The organism is Neoroseomonas soli (genome assembly GCF_018129065.1).
Classification (GTDB): Bacteria; Pseudomonadota; Alphaproteobacteria; order Acetobacterales; family Acetobacteraceae; genus Neoroseomonas; species Neoroseomonas soli.
On the sequence record NZ_JAAEDM010000095.1, the window covers coordinates 1 to 14,443 of the forward strand.

Sequence of the window (14,443 nt, forward strand, 5' to 3'; positions counted from 1 at the left end):
CGGCGTGGCGCCGCGCTTCGACGTGGTGCGCGTCGGTGCGGGCGGATCCGCCGTGATCGCCGGCCGCGCCGCGCCGGGGGCGGAGGTCGCCCTGCTGCTGGACGGCCATCAGGAGATCGGCCGCGTGCGCGCCGACCGCCGCGGCGAATGGGTGATCATGCCGACGCCGATCGCGCCGGGCGCCTGGGAACTTTCCCTGGTTGCACGCCTGGGCGCCGAGGAGACGGCCGGCACGGACGCGGTCGTGGTGATGGTGCCCGAACCCGTCCGCCAGGCGCCGGCGGCGACGGCGACCGCGCCCGCCGCCCCATCCACGGCCCTGGCCGTGCTGCTGCCGCAGGCCGCCCCGCCGCGACTGCTCCAGGCGCCGGCAGCAGGGGAGGCCACGGCACCGGCCGTCGCCATCGGTTCGGTCGAGCAGGAGCCCGGCGGGGCGCTGAGCATCGCCGGCAGCGCGCCGCCCGGGGCGGCACTGCGCGTCCATCTCGGCGGACGGGTTGTTGGCGACGCCACGGCGGATGCCGAGGGCCGCTGGCGGATCGCCGTCCAGCCGGGCGCGGGGCGGGGGATGGTGCGGGTGGAACAACTCGGCCCCGGTGGCCGCGTCGTGGCGCGGGCGGAGGTGCCCTTCTCGCCGCCATCGGCGCCGGACGCGACGCCCGGCGCGCGCCGGGTGGTGGTCGAGCGCGGCACGAATCTCTGGCGGATCGCCCGCGCCAGCTACGGCGGGGGGCCGCGCTACGTCGTCATCTATGAGGCCAATCGCGCCCAGATCCGTGATCCGGACCGGATCTTCCCCGGTCAGGTCCTCGCGCTGCCGGAGGACCAGGCGACGCCCGCCTCCTCGAGCGAATCGAGATAGGGGTCGAGCGCCAGCACGAAGCGGACCAGGGAGGCGACCAGCGCCGTCGCATTCGCCGGGGCGGCGAGCGGGGCGGAGGCCTCCAGGCGCAGCCGGTGGTCGGGCAGCAGCCTGGCGTGCCAGCCCGCCGGCAGGCGGGCGGGCAGGCCGGCCACGGCCGCGAAGGCGCGGCGACGGTCGGCGCCGGGTTCGGCGGTGGAGGGGATGCGCGCCGCATCGGCGGCGATCCGCAGCCCGTCGGCGGAGAGTTCCGCACGGCAGGCGCGGCCCCGCCAGGCGAATTGCAGCGCCGGCGCCGGGTCCGCGGTGCGCGGGGCGAGGCCGCCATCCGGCATGACGGCGAAGGGGCCGAGGGCAATGGTTTCCATGGCCGCGAGGGTTGCCCGCGACAGGTGAACACACCATAACCGCGCCGACATGGCCCTCGGACAAAGCCTTCGCCTCGTGCTCGCACCGCCGCATCCGGCGGGGCGGCCCTTTCTCATCGGCGGGGGCGTCGCGGCGCTGCTCGGCCTGCTGTTCCTCGGCAACTGGCTGTTCTGGCTGGGGGCGTTCTTCTTCGTCTTCTGCCTGTATTTCTTCCGCGATCCGGAGCGCGTGCCGCCGGGCAGGCCCGGCCTCGTGCTGGCGCCGGCCGACGGGCACGTCGTCTCGGTGGTGCCGGCGGTGCCGCCGGTGGAACTCGGCATGGGCAGCGAACCGCGCTGGCGCGTGGCGATCTTCCTCTCCGTCCTCGACGTGCACGTGAACCGCATGCCGGTGGACGGCACGGTGACGCGCATCGCCTACCACCACGGCAAGTTCCTCTCCGCCAACCTCGACAAGGCGAGCGAGGAGAACGAGCGCAATGCGGTGGCCATCGCCCTGCCGGACGGGCGCGACCTTGCGGTGGTGCAGATCGCGGGGCTGGTGGCGCGGCGCATCCTCTGCGACGTGAAGGTGGGGGATTCCGTGCAGGCGGGCGACCGCTATGGCATCATCCGCTTCGGCAGCCGCACCGACGTCTACCTGCCGCCGGGCGTGCAGCCGCTGGTGAGCGAGGGCCAGACCATGATCGGCGGCGAGACCGTGATCGCCGAACTCGGCGCGGCGTGACCGAGGATCGTGGCCCCACGGGGCGTCCGCGTGGCGAGGATGGCCGCGTCCGCCGCCTGCGCACGCGCTTTCGCCCGCGCACCCGGCCGCGCTTCGAGGGCCAGTCCTTCAACCGGCTGATCCCCAACCTGATGACCATGCTCGGCCTGTGCTGCGGGCTGGTCGCGATCCGCTTCGCCTTCGAGGGGCGCTTCGAACAGGCCGCCGTGCTGATCGTGGTCGCGGGCGTCATCGACGGGCTGGACGGCAGGCTGGCGCGGCTGCTCAAGGCCACATCCCGCTTCGGGGCTGAGTTCGACAGCCTGTCGGACTTCCTCTGCTTCGGCGTGGCGCCGGGGTTGATCCTCTATTTCTGGACCATGCAGGAATGGCGCGGCTGGGGCTTCGCGCCCTGCCTGCTGTTTGCCGTGTGCATGGCGCTCCGCCTGGCGCGCTTCAACGCGGCGCTCGATGTCGGGCCGGTGGTGAAGCCGGCCTATGCCTACAATTTCTTCACCGGCGTGCCGGCGCCGGCGGGGGCGGGCTGCGTGCTCTTCCCCCTCTTCCTCGGCCTTTGGTTCGCGCAGACCGACTGGCCGCTCCTGGCTTCGGCGGTGCGTCATCCGGCCTTCGTCGGCATCGTCATGGTGACGGTGGCGGCGCTGACGATCAGCACCCTGCCGACGTGGTCCTTCAAGAACTTCAAGGTTCCGCGCCACATCGTGCTGCCGCTGCTCGTCGGCACTGGCCTCTTCGCCGCGCTGCTGCTGGCCGAGCCCTGGGCGGCGCTCGCCATGGCCGGCGTGTTCTACCTCGGCATGCTGCCCTTCTCGGTCCGGTCCTACCTGCGACTGAAGCGGGAGGCGGAAGGCATGATGGAGCCGGTCGTCGTCGCCGAGGGTCCGCGTTCCGGCGCGGCGTGATCGTGGTCACTTCATCGTGAAAAGGGACCTTGGTCGTTTCGCGGCCAGCAGGCATGGTTCGCGCCGCCGCGCGCGATGACGCGCCGGCCCGAGGGGGTTACGCCTGCGATGATCCGGTCCCTGCATGCGGCGATGGTCGCCGCTGCCCTGTTGCTGCTGCCTGCGCTGCCCGCCGCCGCGCAATCCGATCCGGTGGCGCGCGGCCGCTACCTGGTGGAGGCCATCGGGGGCTGCGGCAATTGCCATACGCCGAAGGGGCCGCAGGGCGACCTTCCGGGGATGAGCCTCGCGGGCGGCTTCGTCTTCGACGAACCGCCCTTCCGCGCCGTCGCCTCCAATATCACGCCGGATCCTGAGACCGGTATCGGCCGCTGGACCGACGCGCAGCTCGCCCGCGCGATCCGGGAGGGCATCCGCCCCGACGGCAGCCTGATCGGGCCGCCCATGCCCTTCGAACTCTATCGCGGCATCTCGGATTCCGACGTCGCGGCGATGGTCGCCTATCTCCGCACCGTGGCGCCGGTGCGCAACGCGGTCGCGCGCAGCGAATACCGCATCCCGCTGCCGCCCGCCTACGGCCCGCCGGTGACGAATGTGCCGAACCCGCCCGCCGACGATCAGTTGGCGCGTGGCGCCTATCTCGCGGGGCCGCTCGGCCATTGCACGGAATGCCATACGCCGATGCTCGAGGACGGGCGCCGGGACTGGTCGCGCAGGGGTGCCGGCGGGCAGCAATTCCCGGGGCCTTGGGGCGTCTCGGTGGCGCGCAACATCACGCCGGATCGGCGGAACGGAATCGGCGCCTGGACGGATGCGCAGATCGGCCGCGCGATCACGCATGGCGTCGCTGCCGACGGGCGGCAGATGTTCCCGCCCATGGGCTATGGCTATTATGCGCGCATGACGCCGGGCGACCTGGCGGATCTCATAGCCTATCTGCGGTCCCTGCCGGCGCTGCCGTGACGCCGCGTGGCGCCGTCACGCTGCTGGTCGGTGGGTGGCCGGTGCGCGTGACCGGCGGGCCGTTCGACGCCTTGCCGCCTGGCGCGCGCGGCCTGTGCCTGGAGCCACGCGCGATGCGGGCGCCGGAGGCCGAGTGGCGCCTCGACGTGCCGGATTTCGGCGTGCCGGAACCGGAGGCGCTGCGCGCGGTGCTGACCGAGATGCTGGCGGCGATGCGCGCGCGGCCACAGGACGCCTTCCATGTCGGCTGCCGCGCGGGGCTCGGGCGCACGGGGATGGCGCTGGCCTGCCTCGCGCAGATGGCGGGGGCGACCGAAGGCGATCCAGTGGCGTGGCTGCGCGCGCGCTACGTCGCAGAGGCGATCGAGACGCCGGAGCAGGAAGCATTGGTGCGCGGCTTCGGGAGCGGAGGGGCATCGCCCCTCCGCTAAGGGCCTTTGGAAACCGATACCTGGTGTGGTGCGCGGCGGCCGCGCGGCAGCGGGAGAGGGGCGCCACCCCTCTCCCGTCGCGTCACTTCCTGCGCGTCCCCACGATCACCCCGTCATTCTCCAGCGCCGCGATCTCCGCATCGGTGAAGCCGCGGGCGAGCAGCACCTCCCGCCCGTGCTCATTGAAGCGCGGCGGCGCCGAACGCGCGCCGCCCGGCGTGCGGGAGAGCTTGATCGGCGTGTTCAGCGCGCGGAACTCGCCGATCTGCGCGACCATGTTGCGGAAGGCCGTGTGCTCGGCCGACATGGCCTGGTCCACATGCAGCACCGGCCCGGCGGGCAGGCCGGCCGTTAGCATCCGGCGGCAGAGATCGTGCCCGTCCTCATCCGCGAAGCGGGTTTCCAGCAGTTCCGTCAGGTCGTGGCGGTTCACCACGCGCTGGCCGTTGGTGGAGAAGCGTGGATCGTCCGCCACCTCCGGCATGCCGAGGAATTCGCAGAACTTGCGGAAGGCCGGGTCGTTGCCGGCGGCGACGAAGATCTCGCAGGTCTTGGTGTGGAACTTGGAATAGGGCGCGAGGTTCGGGTGCGGGTTGCCCGTCGCCACCGGCCGCTTGCCGGACAGGAAGAAGTTGGCGGCATGCGGGTGCAGCAGCGCCATGCCGCAATCATGCAGCGTCATGTCGCAATACTGGCCGCGCCCGGATTTCTCGCGTTCGTAGAGCGCCATCAGGATGGCGATGGAGGAAAACAGCCCCGTCGCGATGTCCACGATCGGGTTGCCGAGCCGCGTCGGCCCGGTGTCCTCGGTCCCGTTGATCGACATCAGGCCCGTCATCGCCTGCAGCACGGCGTCGTAGCCGGGGAAGCCGCCGAGCGGGCCCTCGCCACCGAAGCCCGAGACGCGGCAATGGATCAGGCGCGGGAACTTCTTCGACAGCACCTGCTCGTAACCGAGGCCCCACTTCTCCATGGAACCTGGCTTGAAGTTCTCGACCAGCACGTCCGCGCCTTCGAGCAGGCGCATCAGCACCTCGCGCCCCGCGGGCTTCGCCAGGTCGAGGCCGACGCTCCGCTTGTTGCGGTTCACGCCGACGAAGTAGGAGGCATCGCCATCCGCGTTGAAGGGAGGGCCCCAGTCGCGCACCTCGTCGCCCTGGGGCGGTTCCAGTTTGATGACCTCGGCACCGTGGTCGGAGAGCACCATGGTGCAGTAGGGGCCGCCGAGCACGCGCGTCAGATCCACCACGCGCAGGCCAGCGAGCGCGCCGGGCGAAAGCCTCGCCGCCGTTTCGATCGCCGGGTTGTCGTTCATTGCCTGCCACTCCCGTAAAGCGTGGCGGAAGATGCGTCAGCGGGGCGCGTTTGTCGAACCGCGCGTACAGCGGAACCTGCGCCCGGCATCATTGGCCGGGCGCAGCTTCCGCGGCCGGGGCCGGCGGTGCGGCCCGGTCATGCGGCGCGGGAACGGTTCCAGACGCGCTTGCAGAATTCCGGATAGGTTTCGACCATCTCGTCGCAGACCCGCCCGCGCAGCAGCGCGAGTTCCGCTTCGGTCGGGTCGGGCGTTGCCGGGACGTCGCCCTCCACGTCGAAGGCGAAGCCGGTCGCCGCGCGCACGCTTTCCACCGTCTCGCCCGGATGCAGGCTTTCGAGCGAGAAGCGCGCGCGGCCCGGGTGGAAGCGGAAGACGCACTTGCCCGTCACCAGCGCCTGCGCCGTCCCGCGCCGGAAGACGCCGGGCGGCGAGACGCCGGGGGCGGAGATGTTGTCCACCTTCTCCACCAGCACGCGGGGCGAATGTTCCTCCCGGAACAGGATGGTCCGCGGCGTCATGAAGTACATGAAGGCGGACCCGAAGGAGCCCGGGAAGCGCACGCCCATGCCCGGCCATTCGCCGGTGCCGACCAGGTTCAGGTTGGCCTGCCCGTCGATCTGCCCGCCGCCGAGGAAGAACAGGTCGATCCGCCCCTGGCCGGTCAGGTCGAACAGTTCGCGCGTGCCCTCGGTGAAGGGATTGCCGCTGCGCTTGTGGAGCAGCGAGAGCCGCACCGGGTTGCCCATCAGCCGCACCAGCCAGCAGGCCGCCGCCGGGATGGGCGAGGCGGCGCCGACCGCGATCTGCCGCGCCGGCGGCGCCGAGGGGTCGAGGATCAGCCGCGCCAGCGTCGCCGCCAGGCGTTCTTCCAACGCGATCTCGCTCATTCCGCCGCCACCTTGCTTGCGCCGCCGAACACCTCGCGGTCGAGCCAGGCGCGGAAGCCTTCCTCGGTCTTCGCCGCGCGGGCGTAGTCGGCGATGTAGTCGCCGTCGAAACCGTATTCGTCGAGCAGCGCCGAGGGCCGCGCGCCGCGTTCCGCGATCGCCGTCGCGGTGATGTAGGTCGCGTTGATGGCGCCCGGCGCCATGCGCTCATCCTCGAGGAAGTTGCCTTCGACCACGCGTTCCACCGTCACCAGCGCGGCCTTGGAGGCATGCGCGATCGTGGCGCATTCGCGCCGGCGGCCAAGCCAGACATTGCCTTCGCTGTCCGCCATGGCGGCATGGAACACGGCGAAGTCCGGCTGCTTGGCCGGGAGCAGCACGATCGGGTCCTCGCCATTCTCCGCGAAGGGATTGGGCACGACCTTCCAGTCCGGCCGGTTGGCCAGGATGTCGCTGCCGATGATCCCGCGCAGCGGCATGAAGGGCACACCCTTCTCCGAAGCCTGGAGCATGCTGTGGATGGCCGGGCAGGTGGCGTCGCGCACCCTGATGCGGCCTTCCTTCAGCGCTGCCGAGAAGCGCGGCGCGAAGCCGGCCTCGCCGAGGGAGACGGCGGAAGTCTCGACCTCCGCCACGCAGCCGGCGCCGATGAGGATGTCCGTGGCGAAGCCGCTCACCGGCACGCCGAGCAGGCGCAGCTTGCGCGCGCCCTTGCGGATCAGCGCCTTGGCGAGCGCGACGGACGGAAGGGAATTGTCGGGCGGCATCGCCACCAGCGCCCCGTCGGGGATCTGGGCAGCGAGCGCGTCCACGGACGGCAGCATCATCGGGCGGGTCCTCCAGCCCCGGATGGTAAGCCCTGACCGCGTGGGCGGCTAGACGAGGCGACGCTCGTCATCGCGGCCCCCCCCTCGTGCAGGGCCATGGCCCGCCGGCGTGCCGACCTCGCCGGCCCTGGCTCCGGCCGTGCCCGCGCGCATGATGCCGAACGGTGCCTCGCCGCGGCCGAGGCTCCCTGCCAGGCTGCAAGACCGTTTCGGGCAACGGGTCGATGCGAAGGCGCGCCGACATCCCGTGGCAAGGGCGTGACATGCGTCACTCGTCTCGTTCGGCGGAGCGCCCTACCTTCCGTGCTCCGATGCCCATGATTTCGCTGCACGGCCCACGGCTGTGCCTCCGGCCCTGGCGCCCGGAGGACCTCGAACCACTCTTCGCCATCAACGGTGATCCCGACAGCATGCGCCACTTCCCGGCGGTGATGACGCGGGCCCAGAGCGACGCCTGGGCCGAGCGCATGCAGACCCACATCGAATGCCACGGCTGGGGCTTCTGGGTCGTCGAGGAACGCGGCGGCGCCCCCTTCGTCGGCGTGGTCGGGTTGATGAACATCCCCTGGAGCGCGCGCTTCACCCCCGCGGTCGAGATCGGCTGGCGCATCTCCCCCGCGGCCCGCCTGCGCGGCTATGCGAAGGAGGCGGCGCGCATGGCGCTCGGCTTCGGCTTCGGGACGCTGAGGCTGAAGGAGATCGTCGCCTTCACCACACCCGAGAACGTCGCTTCCTGGCGGCTGATGCAGCAACTCGGCATGCAGGCCGACGGGGATTTCGACCATCCCCGTCTGCCGGAGGGCCACCCGCTGCGGCGGCACCTGCTCTACCGCCTGCCCGCGATGGAGGCATGAAGGGCTGCAGTGCCGCGCCGCGCCCGGTCTGCGATGAATCCGCGGCGGTGTTCCAATCCCGAAGTCCTGCGGAGGTCGTTCCCGGGCTGCTCGCTCCTGTTGCCAGTGGCCTGCCGATGCGTTCCGTTCGTCGCCGACGCTGCAAACTTCGCGGGCAGGGCACTAGGATGCACGTGAAGCATCGCCCATCCGGCAGGAGGTTCCCGTGTCCCGCTTCCACCGCACCGCCATCCTCGCGGCCCTCGCGCTGGCGGCCTGGCCCGCCATGGCGGCCTCGGTCTCGACCGCCTGGGTGCAACTGCCTTCCAACAACCAGGACGAATGCCTCTCCATCGGCAATCGTGCCGTGGAGGCGGCGGGCTTCCGCGCCAACATCTCCCAGGACCGCCAGACCGTCTTCGGCTGGCGCGGGGAGGATTCGCTGACCGTGCGCTGCATCTCCGGCCACGGCGTCGCCGTGGTCTTCGCCTGGGTGGGCGAGGGCGCGAACGACAGCGGCCAGTTGGTGGATGCGGTGACCGGCGCCTACCGCAACCGCGGCATGGTCGGCGGCGGCAATCTTGGCGGCGGCAATCTCGGGGGCGGCAATCCTGGCGGCGGGAACCTCGGCGCCGGGAATCTCGGCCCGGGCAATTTCGGCGGCGGGCCCGGCGGCGTCATCAAGCGCTGAGGCCGCGCGGCGCCCGCGCCCCTTGTTCCCGCGCGGCGCCGCGACGACCTCGTCCTGCATGCACCGGGCCGGACGTGGCGCCCAGGCCGCCGGCCATCTGCCGCTGCCTGCCGCGGTGGCGGCCGCGGGCCCTTTCGCGCCGTCGCCCGCGCCCGCAGGATGTCGGCTTCGCTCAGGATTTCGAGAATGACCGTGACGCGACAGGAGTTCCGCGATGCCATGGCCCGCCTCGGCGCGGCGGTGAACATCGTCACCACCGATGGGCCGGCGGGCCTCGGCGGCATGACCGTCAGCGCGGTCTGCAGCGTGACGGACGACCCGCCGACCCTGCTCGTCTGCCTCAACCGCGGCAGCCCGCAGAACCGGCTGTTCAAGGATAATGGCGTGCTCTGCGTGAACACCCTCGCGGCGGGGCAGGAAGACCTTTCCGGCCGCTTCGCGGGCCGCAGCGCGGATGCGGACATGGCCGAGCGTTTCTCCCATGCCTCCTGGGGCCTGCTCGCCACCGGCGCGCCGGTGCTCGACGGCGCGACCGCCTCATTCGATTGCCGCATCACCGATGTGGTGGAGCGCGGCACCCACAGCGTGATCTTCGCCGAGGTGGCGGCGGTGCGGCAGGGCGCGGCGCAGCGCGGGCTGATCTGGTTCAGCCGCGACTACCACCCGATCGGCGCGGAGTGATACGCGCGGCAACATTCCCCAGCATACCCGCATGCGGGGTCGGCGGGACGGCGGCGACCCCCGGCCACGGTTCGGCGATCGCTGCCGCCCGCGTGGGAAACCCCACCTCCTCGCCGCATCCCTCCCATGCGCAAGCCGCAAAGGCGCCGCAATGGAACTGCCTCATAGTGCTGCATCGCAGCAGGTGAAGGAGCGGTCGGAATGGCTGAGGTGAAGGTCGAACTTCCGGACGAGCTGGCGCGGGAGATCGCGCGCCGTGCAGCCGCCCTCGGCACGACTGCGGAGGACTGGGTGGCGGCGGTGGTGCAGGATCTCGCCGCCGACCTGCCGGATGACACCTCCGACAGCCCGGACGACTGGATCGCGCGCTAACTCCCCACCGCGCCTACCACTCCCCATAGAATACACCGGCCGCCTTGTGGCGGTCGGTGCGGAACTCCGCTTCCGCCCAGGTCAGCGTCGTCCGGCGCTTGAGACCGGTGAACCAGGCTAACAGCCGCTCGCGCATCGCCTCCCGCACGCCCCCGAGTGCGGGATCGGCACCGAGGTCATGGAATTCCTGCGGATCGGCGACGAGGTCGAAGAGCATCGGCCGGAATCCGTCCGTCCAGTGGACGTATTTCCAGCGATCCGTGCGCACCATCCAGGCATGGTGCTGCCCCGTCTTCAAACCCAGCCGACGCCGCGCGCCGCGGAAGGTCCAGTCCAGCTCGCTGAACACCGCGTCCCGCCATTCCGTTGCGCCGCCCCGCGTCAGCGGCAGCAGCGAGCGCCCCTCCACCACATGGTCCGCCGGGTCGAGGCCGAGCCCGTCGAGGATGGTCGGCACCACGTCGATCGCCTCGACGAAGCGATCGTCCAGCGTGCCGCGCGTCGCGTCGGCCTCGCGCGACGGGTCATGGAGCAGGAAGGGCACGCGCTGGATGCAGTCGTGGAACAGCTCCTTCTCTCCGAGCCAGTGGTCGCCGAGATAGTCGCCGTGGTCGGAGGTGAAGACGACCAGCGTGTCCTGCCAGCGCCCGAGCCGGTCCAGCGCTTCCCACACGCGGCCGAGGTGGTGGTCGAGCTGCGCGATCAGCCCCTGGTAGGCCGGGCGCACGGTGGCGATGCACTCGTCCTGCTGGAAGGCCTGCGCGACTTCCTCGTTCTGGAATTCGCGCAGGACCGGATGCGCCGCGGCGCTGCGCTCGGCCGCGTGCCGCGCGACGGGCAGGCACTGATCCCGTGAATACATCGCGTGGTAGGGTGCCGGCGCGATGTAGGGCCAATGCGGCTTCACGTAGGACAGGTGCAGCACCCAGGGCGTGTTGCCCTGCGCCTCCATGAAGGCGATGCCGCGGTCGGTGGTGTAGGCGGTCTCGCTGTGCTCCTCCCGCACGCGCGCGGGGTAGCGGGCGTTGCGCATCTTCCAGCCGTTGCGCGTGGCGCCGGTCTCGTCCGTCACGGCGATGACATGGTCGGTCCAGGGATCCCTGCAGTCGTAGCCCCGGGCGCGCAGCCAGTCGGCATAGGCGCTGTCGGTTTCCGCGTGATGCCCGTCGTGGCGATCGACCAGCGTGAACCAGCCCTCGCGCAGCAGCACCGCGAGCTCATCCTGCCCGTCGAGCAGCAGCCGCTTCATGCCGCGCGCATCGGGCAGCATGTGCGTCTTGCCGGCCAGCGCCAGCGTGCGACCGCTCTCGCGCAGGTGCCAGCCGAGCGTCACCTCGCCAACGCTCAGCGGAACCCGGTTGTGGGTCGCGCCGTGGCTCGAGACGTAGCGGCCCGTATAGGCGCTCATGCGCGACGGTCCGCAGATGCCGGACTGGACGAAGGCCCGGGTGAAGTTCACCGACCGCGCCGCCAGCGCGTCGATGTTCGGCGTCTTCAGGAACGGGTGTCCCGCGTAGCCGAGATGGTCCCACCGCAGCTGGTCGCACATGATGTAGAGCACGTTGCGGATGGTCATGCGCGTCCCCCGGCGATCCCCGGCGGGCAGCCTAGCGGCGCGGCGGCGGCGGGGAAGGGGCGGCGCGCATCGCCGCGATGGCCTCGGCGAAGCCTGCCGCCTCCGCGTCCTCGATCGGTGTCGAGCAGTCGTCGATCCGCGTGCGGGCCGCGGTGTCGGCCCCGTGCGCGAGCAGCATCCGCACCGCGACGATGTCCCGGCGCGCCACCGCGTGGTGCAGCGCCGTGCCGTCGTTGAGCCCGCGCTGCCCGGGGTCCGCGCCGGCCTCGAGCAGCACGGCGAGCACGGCGTGCCGGTCCTCCCGCGGCGCGTCGATCGCCTGGAAGATCGGTGGGAAGCCGTCTTCCGCCGACGCGCGCGGATCGGCGCCGAGCGCGATCAGCCGCGCGACGAATTCCGGTGGCCCGCAGCGGATGGCGATGTCGAGCGGCCGGTCGCCGCAACCGAGGAAACCGACCCCCAGCAGGCAGTCCGGGAAGCCCTCCGGCTCGCCGAGCGCGGCGCGGAAGGCCGAGAGGTCGCCGCGCGTCGCCGCGGTTTCCGCCGCCATTGCCGAACTCCCGGATCTCCGCTTGCCTTCCCGCATCCGACCTTCCGGGCTGTGGCGTCAGGCGGGTAGTCCCGCCTCGACCAGCCGCCGACCGTAGCGGTCGCGTGCGGCGTCGTCACGGAACGCCTGCCGGGCGATCATCGGCGCCACGCGGAAACCCGGCTCGAGTTCCATCACCCGTCGCGCCAGCGGGTACGCCTCCTTGTGCCGGCCGAGCGCGGCCAGCGCCGCGGCGGTGACGCGAAGGTTCGAGGTGTAGTTCGGGTTCGAGCGCAGGGAGCGCAGCCCCCATTCCGCGGCCTCCTCGTGCCGCTCGCTGGCGTAGTGCGCGATCGAGAGGAAGTGCTCGTAGCGGAAGATCAGCGGGTCGTCGGGCGAAAGGGCGATGGCGCGCTCGGCGCGGCGGACCGCCTCCTCGCCCTCGCCCATCCAGGCGTAGGTCGGGCTGGTCCACATCCAGGTCTCGGCGTCGTTCGGCGCGGCGGCGAGCGCGCGGTCGAAGAGCGCCACCGCCTCCTCGTAGCGGCGGCGCAGGATGGTGTGGTTGTGCCCGAGCAGCGCGAGCGCGCGCGCATTGGCGGCATCGCGCGCCAGTGCCGCCTCCACTGCCGCCTCCAGCGCCTCGGTGTCGGCCGCGCGGTCGGGGGACCAGCCCTGGCCGACGCGCAGGCTGTGCCAGTCGGCGATCGCCGCGTGGATGGCGGTGAAGCCTGGGTCCCGCGCCGCGGCGCGGTGCAGCAGGTCGCCCGCCTCCTCGAAGGCTGCCCGCTCCATGCGGAAGATCAGCCGCCGCGCCTGCAGCATCATCTGGTAGGCGCCGATGTCGGCGGGGCGCTCGCGCGCGCCGCGCGCCCGCTCGACCTCCTGCACGCGGGGCGCCAGCGTACTGGCGATCACGGCGGCGATGCGGTCCTGGGTCTCGAACTCCTCGCCGTGCGTGACCTCGTAGATGCGGTGCCACAGCGCCGCGGCGGTGCGCGCATCGGCGAGTTCGACGGTGATGCGGATCCGCCCGCCGAGCGATCGCACCGACCCGCCGACGACGTAGTCGGCGCCGAGCCGCGCGCCGACGGCGAGCGGGTCGGTCTCCGCCGCGCCCATCCGCAGCGTGGAATTGGCCGAGATCACCACCGGCTCGCGCAGCGACGCGAGCGCCCCGACCACGCCTTCCAGCACCCCGTCGGCGAAGATCGCGAGGTCGGGGTCCGGCGGCACGACGCGGAAAGGCACCACCGCGACCACCGGCACCTCCGCCCGGATGGGCGTCGGCGCGGGCCGGGCCGTCGCGGGTGCCGCAGGGGCGCCGGCCGCCTCGAGCAGGTAGCCGCGGCGCGGGACGGTCTTCAGCAGCGCCGCATCAGGGCCGAGCGCGCGACGGATCTCGACAACGCATTGGGTGATGTTGTCGTCGGTGACATTCACCTCGCGCCAGACGGAGTCGAGGATCTCGCCACGCGGCACCAGGCGTCCCGGATTGCCCAGCAGCAGGCGCAGCAGGTCGAGCGTCTTGGGCCGCAGCATGGTCTCGGTGCCGTCGGACCGGCACAGCAGGCCCCTCTCCGGATCGAGGAGTGCGCCACCGACGCGCAGCATGGAAGGAACCAAGCGCATGAGCCTCCTGTCTCCAGGCCCCGGCCCGACTTCGTTACCATAGCGCAGCGCAACATGCGCGGCCGAGCAATCAATGGCTGTGTCGTCATGTGACTTTCGGCACAGGGTCGACGGCCGATGACCTGGTTTCGGAAGTCCTTCGTCCCGCCTTCGGGACGCCTGCGCCCGCGCCCGCCCAGTCTCCGGTCGCCCGCGGAGATGGGCGACCCATCGCGGAGACCCCATGCGTTTCCCGCTCCTGCTCTTGCTTGCCGTCGGCATCGCCGGCCCTGCGGGTCTGCGCGCCGAGGAGCCGCCGCGCCTGCCGGTGGGCGACACGGGCGGGGTCGCGCGCCTGCTTCCGCTGCCGGGTGCTGCGGCTTTGGCGCCGCTCGTCCTGTTGCTGCCCGACGCGGCAGGGGAGCAGGGCCGCGCCGAGTCCTACGTCGACGCGCTTGCCGCGCGCGGCGTGGCGAGCCTGGTCCTCGACATCGACGACGGGACGGAGGGCATTCCCTCGACGGGCGAAGGCGCGCTAGCGGCGCTGCGGGGCCTCGGCGCGCCCGTGGCGGTCATCGGCTTCGGCGCCGGCGCGCGTGCCGCGCTGGCGGCAGGGCGAGGGCCGGTGGTGGCGCTCGATCCAGGCTGCGTCGGGCTGGGACTGCCGCCTGGGCGTGAGGTGTTGCTGGTGCACGGCCTGGCGGCGCCGGATGCGGCGGCCTGCGCCTCGCTCGGCGTGGCTCCGGGCCTCACGCGGCTGGCCCTGCCCGGCATCGGGCATGGCTGGGACCTGCCGCCCGTTCTGGCCCCGGGGGGCGCCCTGCTGGCCGACCCGGCCGGCCCCGGCCTGCGGCGCGCGAGGCCC

The 14,443-nt window shown here is 72.1% G+C and carries 17 protein-coding genes; 10 read left to right on the forward strand and 7 right to left on the reverse strand.

Annotation, left to right across the window (positions count from 1 at the left end; genetic code table 11):
* On the forward strand, positions 1–862 hold an 862-nt coding region (locus GXW76_RS22065; RefSeq protein ID WP_211864267.1), incomplete at its 5' end, for a LysM peptidoglycan-binding domain-containing protein.
* Here the strand turns inward: GXW76_RS22065 and GXW76_RS22070 are convergent.
* A complete protein-coding gene (locus tag GXW76_RS22070) occupies positions 802–1,230 on the reverse strand; it encodes a hypothetical protein (protein WP_211864268.1) in 429 nt (142 codons plus the stop codon). The genes GXW76_RS22065 and GXW76_RS22070 overlap by 61 nt on opposite strands.
* A 49-nt stretch (positions 1,231–1,279) precedes the next feature.
* Between GXW76_RS22070 and GXW76_RS22075 the strand changes: the two genes are divergently transcribed.
* The 4 genes from GXW76_RS22075 to GXW76_RS22090 all read left to right on the forward strand — a co-directional run bounded on the left by GXW76_RS22075 (position 1,280) and on the right by GXW76_RS22090 (position 4,253).
* A complete protein-coding gene (locus tag GXW76_RS22075; RefSeq protein ID WP_211864269.1) occupies positions 1,280–1,957 on the forward strand; it encodes a phosphatidylserine decarboxylase in 678 nt (225 codons plus the stop codon).
* Positions 1,954–2,859: a CDP-alcohol phosphatidyltransferase family protein gene (locus tag GXW76_RS22080; protein ID WP_408904390.1), complete on the forward strand. Its 906-nt coding sequence runs from the start codon at positions 1,954–1,956 to the stop codon at positions 2,857–2,859. Before GXW76_RS22075 ends, GXW76_RS22080 begins: the two co-directional genes overlap by 4 nt.
* Positions 2,860–2,967: 108 nt before the next feature.
* Positions 2,968–3,822, forward strand: a complete 855-nt coding sequence (locus tag GXW76_RS22085; protein ID WP_211864270.1) for a cytochrome c — start codon at positions 2,968–2,970, stop codon at positions 3,820–3,822.
* Positions 3,819–4,253, forward strand: a complete 435-nt coding sequence (locus GXW76_RS22090; RefSeq protein WP_211864271.1) for a protein-tyrosine phosphatase family protein — start codon at positions 3,819–3,821, stop codon at positions 4,251–4,253. Before GXW76_RS22085 ends, GXW76_RS22090 begins: the two co-directional genes overlap by 4 nt.
* A gap of 82 nt (positions 4,254–4,335) precedes the next feature.
* Here GXW76_RS22090 and GXW76_RS22095 read toward each other — a convergent pair whose 3' ends face one another.
* The 3 genes from GXW76_RS22095 to GXW76_RS22105 all read right to left on the reverse strand — a co-directional run bounded on the left by GXW76_RS22095 (position 4,336) and on the right by GXW76_RS22105 (position 7,285).
* A complete protein-coding gene (locus tag GXW76_RS22095; RefSeq protein ID WP_211864272.1) occupies positions 4,336–5,568 on the reverse strand; it encodes a CaiB/BaiF CoA transferase family protein in 1,233 nt (410 codons plus the stop codon).
* A gap of 137 nt (positions 5,569–5,705) precedes the next feature.
* Positions 5,706–6,458, reverse strand: a complete 753-nt coding sequence (locus GXW76_RS22100) for a CoA-transferase (protein ID WP_211864273.1) — start codon at positions 6,456–6,458, stop codon at positions 5,706–5,708.
* Positions 6,455–7,285: a CoA transferase subunit A gene (locus GXW76_RS22105; protein ID WP_211864274.1), complete on the reverse strand. Its 831-nt coding sequence runs from the start codon at positions 7,283–7,285 to the stop codon at positions 6,455–6,457. The genes GXW76_RS22100 and GXW76_RS22105 overlap by 4 nt, the downstream gene beginning before the upstream one ends.
* Positions 7,286–7,602: 317 nt before the next feature.
* Between GXW76_RS22105 and GXW76_RS22110 the strand changes: the two genes are divergently transcribed.
* The 4 genes from GXW76_RS22110 to GXW76_RS22125 all read left to right on the forward strand — a co-directional run bounded on the left by GXW76_RS22110 (position 7,603) and on the right by GXW76_RS22125 (position 9,862).
* Entirely contained in the window at positions 7,603–8,139 is a 537-nt protein-coding gene (locus GXW76_RS22110) for a GNAT family N-acetyltransferase (RefSeq protein ID WP_246514605.1), read from the forward strand.
* Between the two features lie 205 nt (positions 8,140–8,344).
* Positions 8,345–8,809 (forward strand): hypothetical protein, encoded by a 465-nt coding sequence (locus GXW76_RS22115; protein WP_211864276.1) that lies wholly within the window; start codon positions 8,345–8,347, stop codon positions 8,807–8,809.
* Positions 8,810–8,995: 186 nt separating this feature from the next.
* Positions 8,996–9,490, forward strand: coding sequence for a flavin reductase (locus GXW76_RS22120; protein ID WP_211864277.1), 495 nt, complete (start codon positions 8,996–8,998; stop codon positions 9,488–9,490).
* A gap of 201 nt (positions 9,491–9,691) precedes the next feature.
* On the forward strand, positions 9,692–9,862 hold the full coding sequence (locus GXW76_RS22125) for a hypothetical protein (protein WP_211864278.1): 171 nt from the start codon (positions 9,692–9,694) through the stop codon (positions 9,860–9,862).
* Between the two features lie 13 nt (positions 9,863–9,875).
* Here GXW76_RS22125 and GXW76_RS22130 read toward each other — a convergent pair whose 3' ends face one another.
* From GXW76_RS22130 to GXW76_RS22140, 3 genes are read right to left on the reverse strand one after another with little or no spacing between them, the layout of a single operon-like run.
* Entirely contained in the window at positions 9,876–11,438 is a 1,563-nt protein-coding gene (locus GXW76_RS22130; RefSeq protein WP_211864279.1) for a sulfatase-like hydrolase/transferase, read from the reverse strand.
* 31 nt (positions 11,439–11,469) lie between these two features.
* Complete coding sequence (locus GXW76_RS22135; protein ID WP_211864280.1) at positions 11,470–11,988, reverse strand: ankyrin repeat domain-containing protein; 519 nt, start codon at positions 11,986–11,988, stop codon at positions 11,470–11,472.
* A gap of 57 nt (positions 11,989–12,045) precedes the next feature.
* Positions 12,046–13,599: a winged helix-turn-helix domain-containing protein gene (locus GXW76_RS22140; RefSeq protein WP_211864281.1), complete on the reverse strand. Its 1,554-nt coding sequence runs from the start codon at positions 13,597–13,599 to the stop codon at positions 12,046–12,048.
* Positions 13,600–13,822: 223 nt separating this feature from the next.
* Here GXW76_RS22140 and GXW76_RS22145 point away from each other — a divergent pair.
* The coding region (locus GXW76_RS22145) for a hypothetical protein (RefSeq protein WP_211864282.1) at positions 13,823–14,443 on the forward strand (621 nt) is incomplete at its 3' end.

What these genes read in the sequence shown, in the direction of transcription:
- GXW76_RS22120 (WP_211864277.1), top strand. Translation starts at nt 8,996, where the DNA reads ATGACCGTGACGCGACAGGAGTTCCGCGATGCCATGGCCCGCCTCGGC.
- GXW76_RS22070 (WP_211864268.1), bottom strand. Translation starts at nt 1,230, where the DNA reads ATGGAAACCATTGCCCTCGGCCCCTTCGCCGTCATGCCGGATGGCGGC.
- GXW76_RS22075 (WP_211864269.1), top strand. Translation starts at nt 1,280, where the DNA reads ATGGCCCTCGGACAAAGCCTTCGCCTCGTGCTCGCACCGCCGCATCCG.
- GXW76_RS22140 (WP_211864281.1), bottom strand. Translation starts at nt 13,599, where the DNA reads ATGCGCTTGGTTCCTTCCATGCTGCGCGTCGGTGGCGCACTCCTCGAT.
- GXW76_RS22110 (WP_246514605.1), top strand. Translation starts at nt 7,603, where the DNA reads ATGATTTCGCTGCACGGCCCACGGCTGTGCCTCCGGCCCTGGCGCCCG.
- GXW76_RS22085 (WP_211864270.1), top strand. Translation starts at nt 2,968, where the DNA reads ATGATCCGGTCCCTGCATGCGGCGATGGTCGCCGCTGCCCTGTTGCTG.
- GXW76_RS22100 (WP_211864273.1), bottom strand. Translation starts at nt 6,458, where the DNA reads ATGAGCGAGATCGCGTTGGAAGAACGCCTGGCGGCGACGCTGGCGCGG.
- GXW76_RS22125 (WP_211864278.1), top strand. Translation starts at nt 9,692, where the DNA reads ATGGCTGAGGTGAAGGTCGAACTTCCGGACGAGCTGGCGCGGGAGATC.
- GXW76_RS22130 (WP_211864279.1), bottom strand. Translation starts at nt 11,438, where the DNA reads ATGACCATCCGCAACGTGCTCTACATCATGTGCGACCAGCTGCGGTGG.
- GXW76_RS22135 (WP_211864280.1), bottom strand. Translation starts at nt 11,988, where the DNA reads ATGGCGGCGGAAACCGCGGCGACGCGCGGCGACCTCTCGGCCTTCCGC.
- GXW76_RS22105 (WP_211864274.1), bottom strand. Translation starts at nt 7,285, where the DNA reads ATGATGCTGCCGTCCGTGGACGCGCTCGCTGCCCAGATCCCCGACGGG.
- GXW76_RS22095 (WP_211864272.1), bottom strand. Translation starts at nt 5,568, where the DNA reads ATGAACGACAACCCGGCGATCGAAACGGCGGCGAGGCTTTCGCCCGGC.